Origin of the sequence: Stenotrophomonas nematodicola (genome assembly GCF_009467805.1) — a bacterium.
GTDB lineage: Bacteria > Pseudomonadota > Gammaproteobacteria > Xanthomonadales > Xanthomonadaceae > Stenotrophomonas > Stenotrophomonas nematodicola.
Genome location: NZ_WIAY01000001.1, coordinates 1,078,065 through 1,095,972, shown reverse-complemented (window position 1 = coordinate 1,095,972; position 17,908 = coordinate 1,078,065). Strand labels below are relative to the sequence as shown.

Annotated in this window: 14 protein-coding genes and 1 tRNA gene; 6 read left to right on the top strand and 9 right to left on the bottom strand. The window is 68.9% G+C overall.

The features are described from left to right. Positions 1 to 17 precede the first annotated feature (17 nt). Positions 18 to 104, bottom strand: a tRNA-Leu gene (locus tag GDJ08_RS05175). A 128-nt stretch (positions 105 to 232) separates the two neighbouring features. Here GDJ08_RS05175 and rnr point away from each other — a divergent pair. From rnr to rlmB, 3 genes are read left to right on the top strand one after another with little or no spacing between them, the layout of a single operon-like run. Then, entirely contained in the window at positions 233 to 2,686 is a 2,454-nt protein-coding gene (gene rnr, locus GDJ08_RS05170; RefSeq protein ID WP_136004224.1) for a ribonuclease R, read from the top strand. A 54-nt stretch (positions 2,687 to 2,740) separates the two neighbouring features. Then, positions 2,741 to 3,220, top strand: a complete 480-nt coding sequence (locus GDJ08_RS05165; RefSeq protein ID WP_153164411.1) for a GFA family protein — start codon at positions 2,741 to 2,743, stop codon at positions 3,218 to 3,220. A 59-nt stretch (positions 3,221 to 3,279) separates the two neighbouring features. Then, positions 3,280 to 4,026 (top strand): 23S rRNA (guanosine(2251)-2'-O)-methyltransferase RlmB, encoded by a 747-nt coding sequence (gene rlmB, locus GDJ08_RS05160; protein WP_153164410.1) that lies wholly within the window; start codon positions 3,280 to 3,282, stop codon positions 4,024 to 4,026. A 159-nt stretch (positions 4,027 to 4,185) separates the two neighbouring features. On the opposite strand, the gene GDJ08_RS05155 is transcribed toward rlmB, so the two are convergent. Genes GDJ08_RS05155 through GDJ08_RS05145 form a run of 3 tightly spaced genes read right to left on the bottom strand, consistent with a single transcriptional unit; the run spans position 4,186 to position 8,836 of the window. Next, positions 4,186 to 5,619, bottom strand: a complete 1,434-nt coding sequence (locus tag GDJ08_RS05155; protein ID WP_153164409.1) for an efflux transporter outer membrane subunit — start codon at positions 5,617 to 5,619, stop codon at positions 4,186 to 4,188. Further along, positions 5,616 to 7,601, bottom strand: coding sequence for a MacB family efflux pump subunit (locus GDJ08_RS05150; RefSeq protein WP_153164408.1), 1,986 nt, complete (start codon positions 7,599 to 7,601; stop codon positions 5,616 to 5,618). Before GDJ08_RS05150 ends, GDJ08_RS05155 begins: the two co-directional genes overlap by 4 nt. Next, positions 7,598 to 8,836 (bottom strand): efflux RND transporter periplasmic adaptor subunit, encoded by a 1,239-nt coding sequence (locus tag GDJ08_RS05145; RefSeq protein WP_153164407.1) that lies wholly within the window; start codon positions 8,834 to 8,836, stop codon positions 7,598 to 7,600. Before GDJ08_RS05145 ends, GDJ08_RS05150 begins: the two co-directional genes overlap by 4 nt. Before the next feature lie 202 nt (positions 8,837 to 9,038). Here GDJ08_RS05145 and GDJ08_RS05140 point away from each other — a divergent pair, with 202 nt between their 5' ends. From GDJ08_RS05140 to GDJ08_RS05130, 3 genes are all read left to right on the top strand, one after another. Then, entirely contained in the window at positions 9,039 to 9,767 is a 729-nt protein-coding gene (locus GDJ08_RS05140; protein ID WP_017356981.1) for a response regulator, read from the top strand. Continuing rightward, the gene (locus GDJ08_RS05135) at positions 9,764 to 11,179 is read left to right on the top strand and encodes an ATP-binding protein (protein WP_136004215.1); all 1,416 of its coding nucleotides are present in this window, start codon (positions 9,764 to 9,766) and stop codon (positions 11,177 to 11,179) included. Before GDJ08_RS05140 ends, GDJ08_RS05135 begins: the two co-directional genes overlap by 4 nt. Before the next feature lie 138 nt (positions 11,180 to 11,317). Beyond that, positions 11,318 to 14,347: a ligand-binding sensor domain-containing diguanylate cyclase gene (locus GDJ08_RS05130; protein ID WP_229296443.1), complete on the top strand. Its 3,030-nt coding sequence runs from the start codon at positions 11,318 to 11,320 to the stop codon at positions 14,345 to 14,347. 47 nt (positions 14,348 to 14,394) lie between these two features. On the opposite strand, the gene rnt is transcribed toward GDJ08_RS05130, so the two are convergent. The 5 genes from rnt to GDJ08_RS05105 all read right to left on the bottom strand — a co-directional run bounded on the left by rnt (position 14,395) and on the right by GDJ08_RS05105 (position 17,602). Next, complete coding sequence (gene rnt / locus GDJ08_RS05125) at positions 14,395 to 14,982, bottom strand: ribonuclease T (protein WP_136004413.1); 588 nt, start codon at positions 14,980 to 14,982, stop codon at positions 14,395 to 14,397. 103 nt (positions 14,983 to 15,085) lie between these two features. Beyond that, complete coding sequence (locus tag GDJ08_RS05120; protein ID WP_153164406.1) at positions 15,086 to 15,595, bottom strand: HvfX family Cu-binding RiPP maturation protein; 510 nt, start codon at positions 15,593 to 15,595, stop codon at positions 15,086 to 15,088. Positions 15,596 to 15,620: 25 nt separating this feature from the next. Continuing rightward, positions 15,621 to 16,376 (bottom strand): HvfC family RiPP maturation protein, encoded by a 756-nt coding sequence (locus GDJ08_RS05115; protein ID WP_153164405.1) that lies wholly within the window; start codon positions 16,374 to 16,376, stop codon positions 15,621 to 15,623. Beyond that, positions 16,369 to 17,241 (bottom strand): HvfB family MNIO-type RiPP peptide maturase, encoded by an 873-nt coding sequence (locus GDJ08_RS05110; protein ID WP_136004211.1) that lies wholly within the window; start codon positions 17,239 to 17,241, stop codon positions 16,369 to 16,371. Before GDJ08_RS05110 ends, GDJ08_RS05115 begins: the two co-directional genes overlap by 8 nt. Next, positions 17,228 to 17,602 carry an HvfA family oxazolone/thioamide-modified RiPP metallophore gene (locus tag GDJ08_RS05105; RefSeq protein WP_017356813.1) on the bottom strand — a complete coding sequence of 125 codons (375 nt, stop codon included), beginning with the start codon at positions 17,600 to 17,602 and terminating at the stop codon, positions 17,228 to 17,230. Before GDJ08_RS05105 ends, GDJ08_RS05110 begins: the two co-directional genes overlap by 14 nt. Positions 17,603 to 17,908: the final 306 nt, after the last annotated feature.

The window sequence follows — 17,908 nt, the reverse complement described above, 5'->3', positions numbered from 1 at the left end:
GATCATTGTCTGAGTCATGGTGCCCAGGAGAGGACTCGAACCTCCACGAAGTTGCCCCCGCTAGCACCTGAAGCTAGTGCGTCTACCAATTCCGCCACCTGGGCGACTCAGGGGGCGAATTGTGAAGATGCCATCGGCGCTTGTCAACGGTTTTTCGACAATTCTTCACAAAGCTGCATGTGCGCATGCCATGACCGGTTCTGCACACCGCCAGCGGTTAAGATGGAGGCCAATGAAACCAAAGAAACCGACCCGGGGCGCGAAAGCCCCCAAGTCCCCGGCGCCCAAGCAGGCGTCCGGTCCGTCGGGCAAGCCCCGCGCTGCCGCGAAGAAGAAGCCCGGCAAGCTGCCACCCTGGATGCCCGAATCTCTGACTGCGCCCGCCGCGCCGCGCCCCGGTACCCGCGCCGCCGCCAAGGACGCCACCCGCCGCCGCCCGTTGCCGGGCGCGGGCGATATGACCGTGCAGGACCCGTTTGCCGCGCGTGAGGCCGAGCGTTACGCCCAGCCCATCGCCAGCCGCGAGGCGATCCTGCAGCTGCTCGACCGCTGCGATGGCCCGCAGACCGCCGATGAGATTGGCGTCCATCTGGGACTGACCGAACCGGATCGGGCCGACGCGCTGGGCAAGCGCCTGGGCGCGATGGTGCGCGATGGCCAGCTGGTGCAGAACCGCCGCGGCGGCTTCGCGCCGGTGCAGGCCACCAACCTGATCACCGGTGTGGTCATCGCCAACCCGGAAGGCTTCGGCTTCCTGCGTCCGGTGGAGGGTGGCGACGACCTGTTCCTGCCGCCGTATGAAATGCGCAAGGTGATGCACGGGGACCGTGTGCTCGCCAACGTCACCGGCATCGACCGCCGCGGCCGTCGCGAAGGCAGCATCGCCCGCGTGCTCGAGCGCGGCATGACCCGCCTGATCGGCCGTTTCAGCATCGAGTTCGGCATCAGCTATGTGGTGCCCGATGACAAGCGGGTGCAGCGCAATGTGCAGATTCCGCCGGACCAGACCGGCGATGCGCGTGATGGCCAGCTGGTCGTCTGCGAACTGACCCAGGCGCCCGATACCCGGCGCCCGCCGATCGGCCGCATCATCGCGGTGCTTGGTGACAAGCTGACCGCCTCGCTGATCGTGGAAACCGCCATCCACGGCCACGAGCTGCCGTTCGAGTTCCCGCAGGAGGTGCTGAACGAAGCCTCCGCCGTGCCGCTGGTGGTGGAACCGTCGATGATCGGCGGCCGCGTCGACCTGCGCAGCACGCCGCTGGTGACCATCGATGGCGAAGATGCCAAGGACTTCGACGACGCGGTGTACTGCGAACCGAATGCCGAGGGCTTCCGTCTCGTCGTGGCGATCGCGGACGTGTCCAACTATGTGCGGCCGGGCACGCCGCTCGACGACGAAGCGCAGAAGCGCGCCACCTCGGTGTACTTCCCGGGGTTCGTGGTGCCGATGCTGCCGGAGACCCTCTCCAACGGCATCTGTTCGCTGATGCCCAAGGTCGACCGCATGTGCTTCGTCTGCGACATGCAGGTGAACCGCGAGGGCGAGGTGATCCACTCGCGCTTCTACGAGGCGGTGATGAATTCGCACGCGCGCCTGACCTATACCCAGGTCTGGCAGGCGGTAGGCGAGAACGACGTGGCGGTGCGCAACCAGATCGCCGCGGTGCTGCCGCAGGTCGAGCGTCTGCACCAGCTGTACAAAGTGCTGGCCAAGGCGCGCACGCGCCGTGGCGCGATCGAGTTCGAGTCCTCCGAAGTGCGCTTCGTGCTGGACAACACCGGTGAAGTCACCCAGGCCGGCATGCTGGTGCGCAACGACGCGCACAAGCTGATCGAAGAATGCATGATCGCGGCCAATGTGCAGGCGGCGCGCTACCTGCTCAGCAAGCACGTGCCGGCGCCGTTCCGCGATCACGCCAAGCCGCCGGAAGCCAAGTACGATGATCTGCTGGAGTTCCTGAAGGAATTCAAGCTGAGCCTGCCGCCGTGGTCGAAGGTGCAGCCGGGCGATTACACCAAGCTGCTCAAGAAGGTGCGCGAGCGCCCCGACGCGGCACTGCTGGAATCGGTGCTGCTGCGCAGCCAGAGCCTGGCGGTGTATTCGCCGGACAACCAGGGCCACTTCGGCCTGGCGCTGGACGCGTACGCGCACTTCACCTCGCCGATCCGTCGCTACCCCGACCTGCTGGTGCACCGTGCGATCAAGTACGCGCTCAGCGGCGGTTCGCTCGACAAGTACACGTATTCCGCGCGCGAGATGGCGGCGCTGGCGCTGCAGTGCTCCGAACGCGAACGCCGCGCCGACGAGGCCGAGCGCGAGGTCGACGAGCGTTACCGGGCGGCCTGGATGGAGAAGCACGTGGGCGGCCAGTTCGACGGCGTCATCAGTGGCGTGACCAGCTTCGGGCTGTTCGTGGAACTGGACGAGTCCAAGGTCAACGGCCTGGTCCACGTCACCCAGCTCCCGCATGACTACTACCAGTTCGATGCGGTGCGCAAAACCCTCAGCGGCGAGCGCCGGGGCAAGGCCTACCGCCTGGGTGACCGGGTCCGCATCCTGGTACTGAAGGCCAGCATGGAAGAGCGCAAGATCGACTTCCGTCTGGTCGAGGAAAAGGACGACGAGGTCCCGGCGCTGCCGCCACGTGGCCAGCCGGCCAAGCGCCGGAAGCAGGCGTACTGAACCGGAGTGCCGGCCGCTGGCCGGCCCTCCGTCACCCCGGAACGGACGGGCCCCATGACTACCCTTCCCGAATACAGCGGCGGCTGCCAATGCGGTGCGGTGCGTTTTCACGTCCGCGGTGAGCTGACCGACAGCTCGATCTGCCATTGCCGGATGTGCCAGAAGGCGTTCGGGGCCTACTATGCGCCCCTGGTCTCGGTGCGCGGGGTGGCATTCGCCTGGACGCGCGGGGAACCGCGCCGCTTCGCCTCCTCCAATCTGGTCAAGCGAGGATTCTGCGCGGACTGCGGCACCCCGCTGACCTACGAGGCCCCCAACGGGATGGCGATCGCCGCAGGCGCCTTCGATACGCCCGCGCGCCTGCCGCCCACGGTCCAGTACGGTATCGACGCCAAACTGCCGTTCGTGGATGCCCTGGACCGGCTCAGCGCCATCCGCGACGAAGACGACCCGGAGGCGGTCTACCTGCTGCACCTGGTCTCCCACCAGCATCCCGACCACGACACCGGTGACTGGCCTCCGCCCGCCGCGTGAGGCGGGGCCGCCGCCGATGCTCTACCATTACCACCCCCTTTCCGGTCCCGCCCCCCGCAATGAGCAAGCAAAGCCAGTGGATTGTCGGCGTCAACGCCGTCGCGTCCTCGATTGAGAACGATGCCGAGAACGTCCGCGAGGTCCTGATCGAGGCCGGCGCGAAGAACCCGCGTCTGACCGAGATCGAAGAGAACGCGCGGCGCAAGGGCATCGACGTGCGCAAGGTGAACACCCAGGCGCTGGACGGCGTGGGGGGGGCGGTGCGTCACCAGGGCGTGGCCGCGCGTTACCAGGCTGCACGCACCTGGGGCGAGAACGAGCTGGAAGGGCTGGTCGAAGCGGCCGAGGGCAAGGCCCTGCTGCTGATCCTCGACGAGGTGCAGGACCCGCACAACCTCGGTGCCTGCCTGCGCAGCGCAGCGGCGGCCGGTGCCACTGCGGTGATCATCCCCAAGGACAAGTCGGCCACGGTGAACGCCACCGTGCGCAAGACCTCGGCCGGTGCCGCCGACCGCATCCCGGTGGTGGCCGTGACCAACCTGTCGCGCTGCCTGAAGGACCTGCAGAAGCTGGGCGTGTGGATCTACGGCCTGGCCGGCGAAGCCACCGAATCGCTGTATGCGATCGACCTCAAGGGCAACGTGGCGCTGGTGCTGGGCGGTGAGGCCGATGGTCTGCGTCGCCTGACCCGCGAGAACTGCGACGGCCTGGTCAAGATCCCGATGCCGGGCGACATCGAGAGCCTGAATGTCTCCGTCGCCACCGGGGTCAGCCTGTTCGAGGCCGTGCGCCAGCGCGGTCTGTAAGCCGCGCGCGGGCGGGCTGTGGAGCCGACCGTTGGTCGGCCGCCCTTCGTTCCGGCGTCGTGACATCCGATCCGCCTGCGCGCCGCCCGTTTCGACGCGGCCGCGCGCGGCGCGGCAGCCGCCCAACGGTCGGCGCTACATGGGGACGCGCGGCGGGCATCAGCCTGCGCTGCCGCCCAATGCCTTGAACAAGGTGACATCGTTGATCAACTGCCGCTGCCTCACCGACGCCAGCGACAGCTCCGCATCGCGCCGGGTCTGCTGCGCTTCCAGCCAGGTGCGCAGGTCGGTCGCACCGACCCGGTAGCGCACCTCGTACATCCGCTCGATTTCCACCGCTTCGTCATACGACGCCTGCGACGCCGCGACCTGCGTGGCGAACTGCGTGCGTGCCGAGAGGGCGTTGTCCACTTCCGACAGTGCGGTGTACAGCGTGCGGCGGAAGTCGTTGGCGGCGATCTGGTAATCGGTACCGGCCAATCGGGTGTCCAACTCGGCCTGGCGCACATTGAGGAACGGCAGCGACAGCCCGGCACCGAGCGTGGCCACCGGATGCTTCAACACGTCCGACAGCGAGGTGGCGCCGGTACCGACGCTGCCGGTCAGGCTCAGCGCCGGGTAGTACCGGGTGGCGGTCACCTTGATGGTCTTCAGGCTGTTTCGCAGGCGCAGTTCGGCCGCGCGCAGGTCAGGCCGGCGACCGAGCAGATCGGCCGGCAGGCCTTCGGCGATGGCCGGGCTGGTGGCACGCTCCAGCTGGCGGGGTTCGTCGGCCAGGGCCAACGGCTGGCCATCGAGCAGCACGGTCAACGCGTTGCGGGTGGCCACGCGCTGCTGTTCCAGCGCGCTCTGTGCGGCGCGCTGCGCCTCCAGGCTCTGGCTGGCCTGGCGCACTTCCAACCGCGACACCGCACCGGCATCGAAGCGGGCCTGCACCAGTTGCAGCGTGCGCTGCAGGCGCGCCAGATTGGCCTCACCGGCGCTGATGGACTGGTTGAGAAAGGCCAGCGTCCAGTACTGCGTGGCGACATCGCCGATCACCAGCAGCGCCGTGTTCTGCAGGTCCTCGGCGCTGGCCTGTGCTTCCCACTGGGCGATGTCGCGCTGGGCGCGCAGCCGTCCCCACAGATCAACCTCCCACTGCAGCCCGACACTGGCCGAACTGCTGCGGTTCCAGTCCGCAGACTGGTCGATCGCGCGGTTGCCGCTGCTGCCGACGCTGCCCGAGGGTTGCGGCCACATCGCGTTGTCGGCCAGTCCGGCCTGCAGGCGCGCACGCTGCACGGCCAGCCCGGCAGACGCCAGGTCGGTGTTGGCGGCCAAGGCACGGGCGATCACCGCGTCCAGCTGCGGATCGCCGAATCCGGTCCACCAGGCGTCGCGGCGCACGTCGGCACCCGCCTCGGCCGGTGACACGGCGACAGCCTGCACCGGCGCGTTGCGCGCCGCATCGCCGCGACCGTAGCTGGCCGGCACCGCCGGCGGGTCGACCCGGTACTGGCTGGTGCTGACACAGGCAGACAGCGCCAGTGCGGACAGGCAGGCCAGGGCCAGCGGACGCCGGGACATCAGGAGAATCGGGAACATGGTCATTCGCGCGCCAGCGCCTCCACGGGGTCGAGTTGTGCCGCACTGCGGGCCGGCAGGAAGCCGAACGCCACGCCGATCAGGCTGGAGCAGGCGAAGGCGGCCACGATGGACGCGGTCGAGAACAGCATCTGGAAGTCGGGGGCGAACTTGCCGAACAGCCAGCCCACCACCAGCGACAGCCCCACGCCAAGCAGGCCGCCGAGCAGGCAGACCAGCACCGCTTCGATCAGGAACTGCTGGCGGATGTCGCTCTGGCGCGCGCCCACTGCCATGCGTACACCGATTTCACGGGTGCGCTCGGTGACCGACACCAGCATGATGTTCATCACCCCGATGCCGCCCACCAGCAGCGCGATCGCCGCGATGGCACTGATCAGAAGGGTCATGGTGCGCGTGGTCTGCTCGATGGTCTGGCGGATTTCGGCGCTGTTGCTGAGGAAGAAGTCCTCGGTGCCGTGGCGCATCACCAGCAGCTTGGAAATGGCTGCCTGGGCGGCATCCATCGGCGTGCTGTCGTCCACCCGGACGGTGATGCTGGAGACGTGGCTCTGGCCAAGCATGCGTGACATCACCGTGGTGTAGGGCACCCACACGCTCAGGCTGGTGCTGCCACCGAAGCCGAAGCTCTGCCGCTGTGCGACGCCGACCACGCGCGCCGGCACGTTGCCGAGCAGGATCACCTGGCCGATCGGGTCCTCGCCGTTGGGGAAGAACTGGGTGCGGGTGTTTTCGTCGATCACCGCCACCTGGGCAAGGCCGCGTACCGCATCGCGGTCGAAGAAGCTGCCGGCAACCAGGGTCACGCCCTTGACCCGGAAGAACTGCTCACCCACGCCGCTGACCTGGGCGGTGGCCGACTGGTTGCGGTACCGGGCGGTGACCGAGGAAGACACACTGGGCGTGGCACTGTCCACGTAGCTCTGCCGCGCCAGCGCATCGGCGTCGCTGGCCTTGAGCGTCTGCACCCGGGCCGAGCGCATGTCGCCGAAGCCGCGACCGGGATAGACGTCGATGGTATTGGTGCCCAGCGCGCTGATGTTCCGCAGGATCTGCTGCTGCGAGCCGTTGCCCAGCGCCACCACTGACACCACCGAGGCGATGCCGATGATGATGCCAAGCATGGTCAGGAAGGTGCGCAACCGGTGCGCGTTCATTGCCAGCAGCGCCATCCGGAACGCTTCGGTGAAGCGGTCGCGCGCGGCGCGCCAGCTGTGGCCGCGGCCGGCATCCACGGTGGGCTGGCGCTGCGCGCGGTAACGGGGGGCGTTCGCATTGGCGCGGTCGGCGATGATCTCGCCGTCGCGGATCTCGATGATGCGCTGCGCGTGTTCGGCCACCGACATGTCGTGGGTGACGATGATGATGGTGTGGCCTTCGGCATGCAGCTCGCCGAGGATCGCCATCACCTCCTCGCCGGAGCGCGTATCGAGCGCGCCGGTCGGTTCGTCGGCCAGGATCACCTCGCCGCCGTTCATCAGCGCCCGCGCGATCGACACGCGCTGCTGCTGGCCGCCGGACAGCTGGCCGGGCTTGTGGTGCATGCGGTCGCCGAGACCGAGGCGCTGCAGAAGCTGCTCGGCGCGCGCGGTGCGCACCGGCCCCGGGCTGCCGGCATAGACGGCCGGCACGGCGACATTGCCGCGCGCATCGAGGTCGCCCAGCAGGTGGTAGCGCTGGAAGATGAAGCCGAAATGCTCGCGGCGCAGCTCGGCCAGCTCGTCCGGCAGCATGCTGCCGGTTTCGCGGCCCGCCACCTGGTAGCTGCCGCGGGTCGGCCGGTCCAGGCAGCCGAGGATGTTCATCAGCGTGGACTTGCCCGACCCGGACTGGCCGACGATGGCGACCATCTCGCCCGCATCGATGTCCAGGTTGACGTCGCGCAGCACGGCGATGGTGTCTTCGCCGGCGGGAAACTCGCGGCGAAGGTCGCGCAGTCGCAGCAGCGGGGCGCGCGTGGGCTGCGCGCCGGTCGGGGCACCGCTCATCGGCGCGGCCCGCCCATGCCCGGCCCACCCATCCGGATCTGCGGGCCACCACGGCCGCCGCTGCTGCCCCCTGCGGCCGCGCCACCCTCGCCGACAATGACCTTTTCGCCCTCGGTCAGGCCGGACAGCACTTCGGCGTTGGCGCCGTTGTTGATGCCGATCCGCACCTTGCGTGGCGCCGGCATGCCGTCGGCGTCGGCGATGCGGACCACGTACTGGCCATCGCGGGTCTTCGGGCCGAGCGCCACCGCCGGGATCATGAGGACGCCCTTGGCCTGCTTGAGCATCACCGATACCTGCGCGGTCATGTCGATGCGCAGCGTGCCGTCGGGGTTCTCCACGTCGAACAGGGCGTTGTAGTACACCGCCGTACTCGAGCTGGAGCTGGAGGAACTGGAGCTTGATGCATTGTCGCTGGCGATGGAGGACGGCGCCGGATTGATCTGGCGCAGCGTGGCGTGGTACTTGCGGTCCGGCTCGCCCAGCGTGGTGAAGTACACCGGCATGCCGGCCTTGATTTTGACCACGTCCGCCTCGGAGATTTCGGCGTTGACCGTGACCAGATCCAGGCGCGCGAGCATCACGATGGTGGGCGCGGTCTGGTTGGCATTGACGGTACGGCCTTCCTCGGCCACCACCGCCACCACGGTGCCGTCCATCGGCGCGGTGATGCGGGTGTAGGCCAGGTTGGCACGGGCGGTGCCCAGTTCGGTCTCGCGACCCTTGATCTGCGCGTCGTAGGACTGGATCTGCGCGCGTGCGGTCTTCAGCCTGGCGTCGGCCGCGTCGTACTCGGCACGCGAGGTGGCTTCGGCCGCGAGCATCTGCTGCTGACGGGCGAACTCCAGTTCGGCCTCACGCAGGCTGGCCTGCTGCACCGCGCGCTGGGCGCGGATGTTGTCCAGTGCGGCTTCGGCGTTGAGCACCTGATTCTGCTGCGTGGTGGCGTCGATCTCGGCGATCAGCTGGCCTTCCTTGACGGTATCGCCCAGCTGCACCTTCAGCGACTTGATCTGGCCGGAGGCCTGCGCACCCACACTCACCAGCTTGTAGGCATCGACCACACCGGTGGCCTCCACCGTCTGCTCGATGTCGCCACGGCTGACCGGCGTGGTCGCCAGGGCCGGGGCGGCAGGCTTGCGGGCGAACCATGCCACAATCGCGGCAATCACGACGACGAAGGCGATCAGCAGCAGGATGCGGCCGCGGCGGGTGTGGGGCAGGCGGGGCTTCACGATGATCGTCTACTCGGCAGGCCGTTGCGTCGGCGTTGTCAGCATTGTGAAGACCCACGCCGGAGGGCTCAACGCTCGCCGTGTATCAAAGGGTAACCAGACGCGCTGTCCCGCGTTTCGTTGTGTATCGTCGTCGTGTCCTGACACACGCGTACGCATTCCCATTGATGCGGTTCATCTCCGGACAGGGGATCATGACCGCATGGAGACCACCACCACCATGCATCGCCTGTTGATCGTCGACGACGACCACGATATCCGCCAACTGCTTGCCGAACAGCTGGGACGCGCCGGTTACCAGATCAGCACCGCCAGCGATGGCACCGGCATGCGTCAGGTGCTTGAACGCGAACACGTCGACCTGATCGTGCTCGACCTCAACCTGCCGCGCGAAGACGGGCTGACCCTGTGCCGTGACCTGCGTGCGCGGTCAAGCACGCCGGTGATCATGCTCACCGCGCGCAGCGAGCCGATCGACCGCGTGCTGGGCCTGGAAATGGGCGCCGACGACTACCTGGCCAAGCCCTTCGAGCCGCGCGAACTGCTGGCGCGCATCCGCAACGTGCTGCGCCGGACCGAGGCGCTGCCGGCCAATCTGGAGCCGCTGGCGATCCGCCGCGCGCGGTTCTCGCACTGGATATTCGATCTTGAACACCGGCACCTGGTCGACCCCGATGGCCGGGTGGTGGTGCTGTCCGGTGCCGAGTTCCGCCTGCTGCGGGTGTTTGTCGGACATGCCAACAAGGTACTGTCGCGCGAGCAGCTGGTGGCGCTGAGCAGTGGCCGCAGCTACGAGTCGCAGGATCGCGCGATCGACCTGCAGGTCAGCCGCCTGCGCAACAAGCTGGGCGATGACGGCGGCAGCGACGGGCTGATCAAGACCGTGCGCAACGAAGGTTACGTACTGGCCACGGCGGTGGGGCTGGAATGAAACGCCTGCGGCGCTTCTTCGCTTCGATGGTGGGGCGCCTGTTCCTGATTCTGCTGCTGGGCATGGCGGTGGCCGCGATCGGCGCCACCGTGCTGGCCAGCGCCAAGCGCCAGCAGGAATTTGAACGGCAGAACCTCAACCGCATCGCCGACCGGCTGCAGGGCTACGTCAACCTGCTGGACGGCAACCCCGAGCTGCGCGAGCGCCTGCTGGCCGTGGGCGGCCCCAGCGTGCGCGAGCTGCCCGACGGCGCGCGCCAGGGCCGCAGGGACACCGCGATGATGGCCGTGCTGGATGACCGGCCCGGCCCGGTGGCGCACGCCCAGGTCCATTTCACCTCGTTCCGCTCCTGCCTGCCGCGGCTGCCGGAGCTGTTGCCGCCGCCGCCGCACAAGATGGGCGCGCCCAAGCGCCCGCGCGAGCGCGATCCGGCGTTCATCCCGCCCAAATGCCGCGCCGTTTCGGTGGTACTCAGCGACGGCACGCCGCTGCGGCTTGCCCTGGATTCCCCGGCCGTGGCGCACAACGGCATCCTGGCGGTGGACCCGCTGTTCCTGACCCTGCTGGTGATCGCCATCGCGATCCTGGCCTACATCGTGGCGCGCATGGCCAGCGCGCCGCTGCAGCGCCTCGCCGCTGCCGCCGCGGCGCTGGGCGACGACCTGCAGGGCGCGCCGATGCCCGTGACCGGGCCATTGGAAGTCAGACGCGCTGCCGAAGCCTTCAACGCCATGCAGCAGCGCCTGCAGCGGCACCTGGGCGAGCGCACGCAGATGCTGGCCGCGATCACCCACGATCTGCAGACGCCGGTGACCCGGCTGCGGCTGCGGCTGGAGAACGTGACCGACGAGGCGCTGCGTGAGCGCCTGATCGGCGACCTGGGCGCGATGCAGGCGCTGATCCGCGAGGGTCTGGAGCTGGCCCGCAGTGCCGAAAGCGCCGAACAGCGCGCTGCCCTGGTGCTGGATTCGCTGCTGGAGAGCATCGTGGAGGACGCCGCCGAAGCCGGCGCCGACGTGCGCTTCGACCAGGCCAGTGGCGCGGTGATGATGCTGCGCCCGCTGGCCATGCACCGGTTGTTCTCCAACCTGGTGGACAACGCGGTGATGTACGGGCAGTCGGCACGGGTGAGTGTGGAGCAGACCGAGCATGACGTGGTGGTCCGCATCCGCGACAGCGGACCGGGCCTGGCCGAGGACGAACTGGAGGCCGTGTTCGATCCGTTCGTGCGGCTGGAGACCTCGCGCTCGCGCGATACGGGCGGCGCCGGGCTGGGCCTGACCATCGCCCGCGCGCTGGCCGAGAAGGACGGTGCCACGTTGCACCTGCGCAATCATCCGCAGGGGGGATTGGAGGCCGTGGTGCGTTGGCCGGCCACCTGGCGGGTTGCACCCGGAAGCCGCACTGGATAGATCTTCACGACCGTTCGGGCGCGGATTTGCCTACTATGGGCACCTCTTTGCCAGCTTCTCCCCCATGAGAGCGCACGAATCAACCGGCCTGCGGGCCGGGGCTTCCCTTCCCAACGCCATGCGGGCAGGCCTGCACGGATGAGGGAACGGGGGGGCGTCAACCGGCGGCGGCCGGTCCAATCCCGAGGACGCGTCCTGCCGTGGCTGCAGGCCGCAGGGCTGTGCCTGCTGCTGTGGCTGGCGGCCATTCCGTCGCTGTCGGCGCAGGATGGGCCACCGCCGCTGCGCGACTACGCGATCGACGTGTGGACCTCGCGCAACGGCCTGCCGCACAACTCGCTGCGCGACATCGCGCAGACGCCCGAAGGCCACCTCTGGTTCGCCACCTGGGAGGGTCTGGTGCGCTACAACGGGCTGGACTTCACCGTGTTCGACCGCAGCACGCGGCCGGGCCTGCGCGACAATGGCGTGGGCGCCCTGTATGTCGACCACGCCGGCAACCTGTGGATCAGCGACTCGCGCGGCAACGTCACCCGCCGCGGCAGCGATGGCCAGTGGCGGGTATGGGAACACCAGCCGGGGACGCCGCAGGTGCTGATCCAGGCGATGCAGATGGACAGCCATCGGCGCCTGTGGCTGCTGTACGAAGGCAAGGGCATCGGCAGCCTCGACCCGGACGGCCGCATCGCATACACACCGCCGGCGGCCGACGTGCCGATGGCGATGAGTTTCACCAAAATGGTGGTGGACGCCCAGGACCGCGTGTGGGTGGGAACCCTGGATGGCCTGGTGGTGCGCGACAACGACGGCGTCCTGCGCCGCGCGCCGGAGAGCTTCGGGCTGGGGCGTGGCCTGGTGTGGCCGTACCGGGCGCCCGACGGGGTGATGTGGATCGTGGCCGGCGAGCGGATCTACCGCATGCAGGACGGCGTGCCCGAGCTGCAGCACCGCCTGCCTGGCCAGATGCACATGACCGCGATGCTGCAGGACCGCCACGGCGACCTGTGGCTGGGCACCGAGAACCAGGGCCTGCTGCGGCTCTCGCGGCATGGGCTGGAGCGGCTGCCGGCCGGTCTTTCGCTGCCGGGTGGACGTGTGGTCAGCCTGCGGGAGGATGCGGAGGGCAGCATCTGGGTCGGCGCCAACGGCGGTCTGTACCGCCTGCGCGAAACGCTGTTCAGCAGCTACACCGAACGCGATGGACTCAGTGGCGACTACGTGCGCACCGTGTATGAGGACCGGCAACGCCAGATGTGGATCGGCAGTGCCAGCGGCCTGGACCGGATGGACGGCGATGGCCGCTTCCATGCGATCGCGCTGCGCAATCAGGGCGGCAAGCCGCCATCGGTGTTGAGCCTGGCCCAGGACCGTGCAGGTGATCTGTGGGTGGGCACCTTCGGCGACGGGGTGTTCCGGGTGGACGCACAGGGCCGGGTGCTGCGCACCTACGGCACCGCCGATGGGCTGCCGGGGGGCAACATCCGTGCGATGAGCGTGGACCGTGACGGCGGGGTCTGGGCCGGCACGCAGAAGGGCGTGGTGCGCATTGATGCGCGTGGCGTGGCCGTGCCGACCGTGCCCGGCATGCCGTCCGGGCTGATCACCGCCTTGGCCCACGACGCCGAGGGCAATCTGTGGATCGGCACGATCGAAGGCATCCGCGTGCTGCGCGGCAACCGCGTGCAGGCCATCGACCTGGAGCGCATGGGCGGCGGCCGCAGCGTGTTCGGCTTCCAGCAGATCGGCGATGCGATGTGGGTAAGCACCGACCGTGGGCTGTACCGCTGGCAGAACGACCGGTTGGCGCGGGTCGGGCTGGAGCAGGGCATGCCCGTGGATACGGTGTTCCAGCTGGTGCCCGACCGCGTCGGCAATGTGTGGATCAGCAGCAACCGCGGCGTCCTGCGCACCGACATGGCGATGCTCAACGATGTGGCCGACGGACGCGCGCCGCACATCGACGTGGAGCACTACAACGAAATCGACGGCATGGCCAATTCGCAGGCCAATGGCAGTTCCGGCCCGTCGGCGATCCTGCGCCAGGACGGGACGTTCTGGGTGGTCACTGCCGGTGGCCTCAGCACGGTCGATCCGCTGCGGCTGCAGCGCTTCCGCGAGCGCCTGGCGCCGCCGGCGGTGATCGAGAACGTGCAGGTGGATGGCACGCCCCTGCACTGGCAGGGCAACGACTACAACCGCATTCCCGGCGGCAAGCGCCTGAGCGTGAGCTATGTGGGGCTGAGCTATCTGCTGTCCGAACGGATCCGCTATCGCACCCGCCTGGAGGGCCTGGACAGCGGCTGGATCGAGCGCGGGCAGCAGCGCAGCGTCGAATTCATCGGTCTGCCGCCGGGCGACTACACGCTGCATGTGTCGGCCGCCCACCCCGGCGGCGCATGGAGCGACAGCGAGGCGGTCTGGGCGTTCACGGTCGAGCCGTTCCTGTGGCAGCGGCGCAGCGTGCAGGTGATCGCTTCGCTGCTGCTGTTGGCCGGCCTGGTGGCGCTGTACCGCTATCTGATCAATCGCTACAAGGCCAGCAACATCCGCCTGGCGCGGAGGGTGAATGAGGCCACGCGCGACCTGCAGGCGCAGACCATGCACCTGCAGGCCTTGAACGAGGAAAAGACCGCGCTGGCCGAACGTCTGGCCGTGCAGGCCGAAGCCTTTGAACGCCAGGCGCGCGAAGACGCGCTGACCGGCTTGGCCAACCGGCGTGCATTCGACGAAGCGTTGGCCCGCGATTTCGCCCGGTCGCAGCGCAGCCGTCACCCGATGTGCCTGGTGGTGCTGGACATCGACCACTTCAAGGAGGTCAACGACCGGCACAGCCATAGCGTCGGCGACGTGGTGCTGGTGGAAGTGGCGCGCCTGATCGCCTCGGCATGCCGCGATTCGGACATGCCGGCACGCACCGGTGGTGAGGAGTTCGCCCTGCTGCTCAATGACACCCGCCTGGACGAAGCGGCGCAGGTCTGCGCACGTCTGCGTGGCCTGTTCCACGACCACCCCGACTGGGCCGGTGTGGCGGGTCTGAAGGTGACCTTCAGCGCCGGACTGGTCGAACTGGATGCGGCCGACCGTACCCCGATGCTGCTGTATCAGCGCGCGGACCGCGCGCTGTACCGCGCCAAGAGCGAAGGCCGCGACCGCACCGCCATCGGGTGACGATCAGGCCGGGGCGGAGCAGGGTTCGGCCGCCCCGCGCGGGTGCGTCAGGGACGTGGCCAGGCGTTGGCGATCGTGCAGAACAGCTTGGCGGTCTGCTCGGTGTCGTACACCGCGCTGTGCGCTTCGTCGGCGTCCCAGCCGAGCCCGGCGGCGTTGGCCGCGCGCGCCAGCACGGTCTGGCCGTAGGCGACGCCGGCCAGAGTCACCGTGTCGAACACGCTGAAGGGGTGGAACGGATTGCGCTTGTGGCCGGTGCGGTTGACCGCGGCATTGACGAAGCCCAGGTCGAAATGCGCGTTGTGGCCGACCAGGATCGCGCGCTGGCAGCCGTACTTTTTCACGGCGGCGCGGACCGGCGCGAAGATGTGGTCGAGCGCGTCCTTTTCAGACTTGGCCAGCCGGAACGGGTGGTCGAGGATGATGCCGGTCACTTCCAGCGATTTCGGGTCGATCTCCAACCCGTCGGCCGGAATCACGTGGGCGCTGGCGGTCGGGCCGGGATAGAGCAGGCCGTTCTCGTCCATTTCGATCGGCACCGCGGCGATTTCCAGCAGTGCGTTGCGGTTGCAGTCGAAGCCGCCGGTTTCCACGTCGATCACGACAGGCAGGAAACCACGGAAGCGTTGGGCCATTGCCAGGTTCGCCGCGGGGGCAGTCGTTTCGGCGGCGGCAGGGGGCAAGGCGGCATCGTTCATCCGTGGATTCTAGCAGAGGGGGCCTGTATGCCCCCGCCACTCAGGCGTCTGCGGGACGGCGCCCCGGCTGCCGGCGCAGCAGGTGGTCCACGCTCAGCGGGCCGGCGCCCTGCAGCGCCAGGGGCAGCAGCATGGCCATGAACAGCAGCGGCAGCTTGAAGTTGCCAAACCCCTGGTCGGTGATGGCATAGCCCTGCCACAGCTCGGCCAGTCCGTCCCAGTGCATCGGCCAGTGCACCGCCCAGGTCGCCACCACGGTCAGGACAAGCAGGCTGCCGGCGGCCAGCCGGGTACCCAGCCCCAGCAGCAGGCAGAGCGCGCCGACCAACTCCAATCCGGTGGCCAGGTGCCAGTTGAGGCTGGCCGGGAGCTGGTCGAACGGAAACGGGAAGGCCTGTTGCAGGTCGCCGAACCAGTTCTGTCCGTGCAGCTTTTCGCGGCCGGACTCCAGGTACTCCCAGGCCAGCAGCAGACGCAGGCCCAGCGGGGCGATCCACGGCGCAAGCCGATCCAGCCGGTCGCGCAGGGCGACCCGGTGCAGTGTCTTCATCAAAGGGGAACTCCTGGAAAAGGGGTCAGGCAGGCGGAGGGGACGGGGCGATCACGGCGTGGCGCAGGAACTGCTGCAGCAGCGCGGTTCCCTCGGTCAGCAGGACATCGGGGGGCAGGCCGTGGGCCTGCGCCAACGCCTGCAGGTGCTCAGCGCCGGTCTGGCCGGGCGACTGGCCGATGCGCTCGAGCAGGTGGGCGGCCAGTGGGCTGATCGTCGCGAAGCGCACCTGGCCGTCCGCGTCGCGCCGAACCAGCAGTCCGGTCGGTTCGGTGGGGGGCTCGGCCGGCGCGTCGGCGCTGCCGAGCCGATGGACCGGCCAGTGGTAGAGCAGGGGCCACGCCAAGGGCGAGCGCTGCAGCGGCACAACCTGCGGGTCGATGCCCGTGGCAATCGGCAGCGGACAGGCGTCGAGCTGATAGAGCGCGGTCTCCACCCATTCGTAGTGCGCCAGTTCGGCCAGTGCCGGATGCGGCAGTACCGGGCGTTCCTGCAGCCATTGCACGAATTCGGCGGCCAGCTCGGTGAACAGCGGCGTCTGCGCGCGATGATCGGCAAGAAAGCGGCGTACCAGCGCTGCCCAGGCCGCCTCGCCGAGCAGCCGCGCGCACACCGGGAAGCCGTTGCCGAGCAGCCCCAGCACGTTGTTGAACACCAGCCGCCGGTAGATGCCCATCCGGCGCGGGTCCAGGCCGGTCGGCGCGGCGACACGCTCCGGATCGCGCAGATGCGCGGTGAACGCGCGTTGCTGTGCGTGCAGGCGAGGGAATGTGTCAGCCATTGGACACCGCTCCGTGCGCGGCCATCAGGCCTCGGATGATGCGCAGTTCGTCGCGCAGCTCCGGATAGGGGGGGAAGTTGAAATCGCGTTCGAGCAGGGTGGGGCGCGGGCCAATGCGTGCATAGGTGCGGCCGAGCAGGTCCCATACCGGATCGATCACCGCGCTGCCGTGGGTATCGATCTTGAGGTCGTCGGCGTCGTCGAGGTGGCCCGCCACGTGCAGGCAGGCGATGCGATGCGCGGGCAGCCCGGCGATGAAGGCGTCCGCGTCGTAACCGTGGTTGAAGGCGTTGACGTAGACGTTGTTGACGTCCAGCAGCAGGTCGCAGTCGGCCTCGGCCAGCACGGCGTTGGTGAAGGCCAGCTCATCCATTGCCGGTTCCGGCGCCAGGTAGTAGGACACGTTCTCCACCGCGATGCGCCGTCCCAGCAGATCCTGCACGCGGGCGATGCGGGCGGCGGTATGGCGCACGGCCTCGTCGGTGAAGGGAATCGGCAGCAGGTCGTACAGATGGCCCTCGTCGCTGCAGTAGCTCAGGTGTTCGCTGTACAGCGGCACCCGATGCTGGTCCAGGAAGCGACCCACCTGCTCCAGCAGTGACGTGTCCAGCGGCGCGGTGCCGCCCAGCGACAGCGACAGGCCGTGGCAGCTCAGCGGATGGCGCCGCGCCAGCTCGGCCAGCTGTTCGCCGGCCAGGCCGCCCACGCCGATCCAGTTCTCCGGCGCGCACTCGAGGAAATCGACATCGCCCTCGGGTGCCTCGCGCAGGTCCTGCAGCAGCGCACGGCGCAGCCCCAGTCCGGTCGCCGCCGCAGGCAGCGGCGACCGGGGCAGCGCGGTGGCCGGGGCGTCAGTGCTTGGCACCGCACTTGCCTTCGCCGCACTTGCCTTCGGCGGTCTTGCCGGCCGCGGTCGGAGCCTTGGCGTCGTCCGCCTTGGATTTGGCCTTGCCCTTGTCGGCGCCACACTTGCCTTCCCCACACTTGCCCTCGGCGGTCTTGCCGGCCGCTGCGGCGCCGGCCTTCTCCCCACCCTTGGCACCATGCGCCCCGCACTTGCCTTCGCCACACTTGCCTTCGGCGGTCTTGGCGGCGGCTTGGCCGGCAACCAGGTAGCCCTGCGCCAGGTCGGTCATGCTCAATGCAGAGGCCGACGTGGTGGCGCCCAGGCCGGCGGCCAGGGCGGTGGCCGCCAGCAGGGACAGCGAACGGGTGGATGTGCTCATCGATGGTGCTCCTTGGGTATGGGCCAGTGCCCGGAATGGCTGCTGGTGGGGCAGCAGGTGCGGCCATGATGGCCGGTCCTCGCTCAACGAATCCTCACACAGCATTCAACATTTCGTGAAGTGTGGGAGATTCCCATCGTGGCAATGCAACAGGACCCTGCGTACACGGCGGTCGCTCCGCGCGGGCCCCGCGCGGCCCAGCGGCCCCCGGCCGTCCATCCCCCGCGTGCGCCCCGGCACTCGATGGGGCGCATCTCGCGGATTCAAAAAAAAAGCCGCGACCCGAGGGCCGCGGCGTCTGCTCCC

Coding starts and splice junctions, on each gene's coding strand:
- GDJ08_RS05105 (WP_017356813.1), bottom strand. CDS start 17,602: ATGAGCACATCCACCCGTTCGCTGTCCCTGCTGGCGGCCACCGCCCTG.
- GDJ08_RS05150 (WP_153164408.1), bottom strand. CDS start 7,601: ATGAGCGGTGCCCCGACCGGCGCGCAGCCCACGCGCGCCCCGCTGCTG.
- rnt (WP_136004413.1), bottom strand. CDS start 14,982: ATGGCCCAACGCTTCCGTGGTTTCCTGCCTGTCGTGATCGACGTGGAA.
- GDJ08_RS05130 (WP_229296443.1), top strand. CDS start 11,318: ATGAGGGAACGGGGGGGCGTCAACCGGCGGCGGCCGGTCCAATCCCGA.
- GDJ08_RS05140 (WP_017356981.1), top strand. CDS start 9,039: ATGGAGACCACCACCACCATGCATCGCCTGTTGATCGTCGACGACGAC.
- GDJ08_RS05165 (WP_153164411.1), top strand. CDS start 2,741: ATGACTACCCTTCCCGAATACAGCGGCGGCTGCCAATGCGGTGCGGTG.
- GDJ08_RS05135 (WP_136004215.1), top strand. CDS start 9,764: ATGAAACGCCTGCGGCGCTTCTTCGCTTCGATGGTGGGGCGCCTGTTC.
- rlmB (WP_153164410.1), top strand. CDS start 3,280: ATGAGCAAGCAAAGCCAGTGGATTGTCGGCGTCAACGCCGTCGCGTCC.
- rnr (WP_136004224.1), top strand. CDS start 233: ATGAAACCAAAGAAACCGACCCGGGGCGCGAAAGCCCCCAAGTCCCCG.
- GDJ08_RS05155 (WP_153164409.1), bottom strand. CDS start 5,619: ATGACCATGTTCCCGATTCTCCTGATGTCCCGGCGTCCGCTGGCCCTG.
- GDJ08_RS05120 (WP_153164406.1), bottom strand. CDS start 15,595: ATGAAGACACTGCACCGGGTCGCCCTGCGCGACCGGCTGGATCGGCTT.
- GDJ08_RS05115 (WP_153164405.1), bottom strand. CDS start 16,376: ATGGCTGACACATTCCCTCGCCTGCACGCACAGCAACGCGCGTTCACC.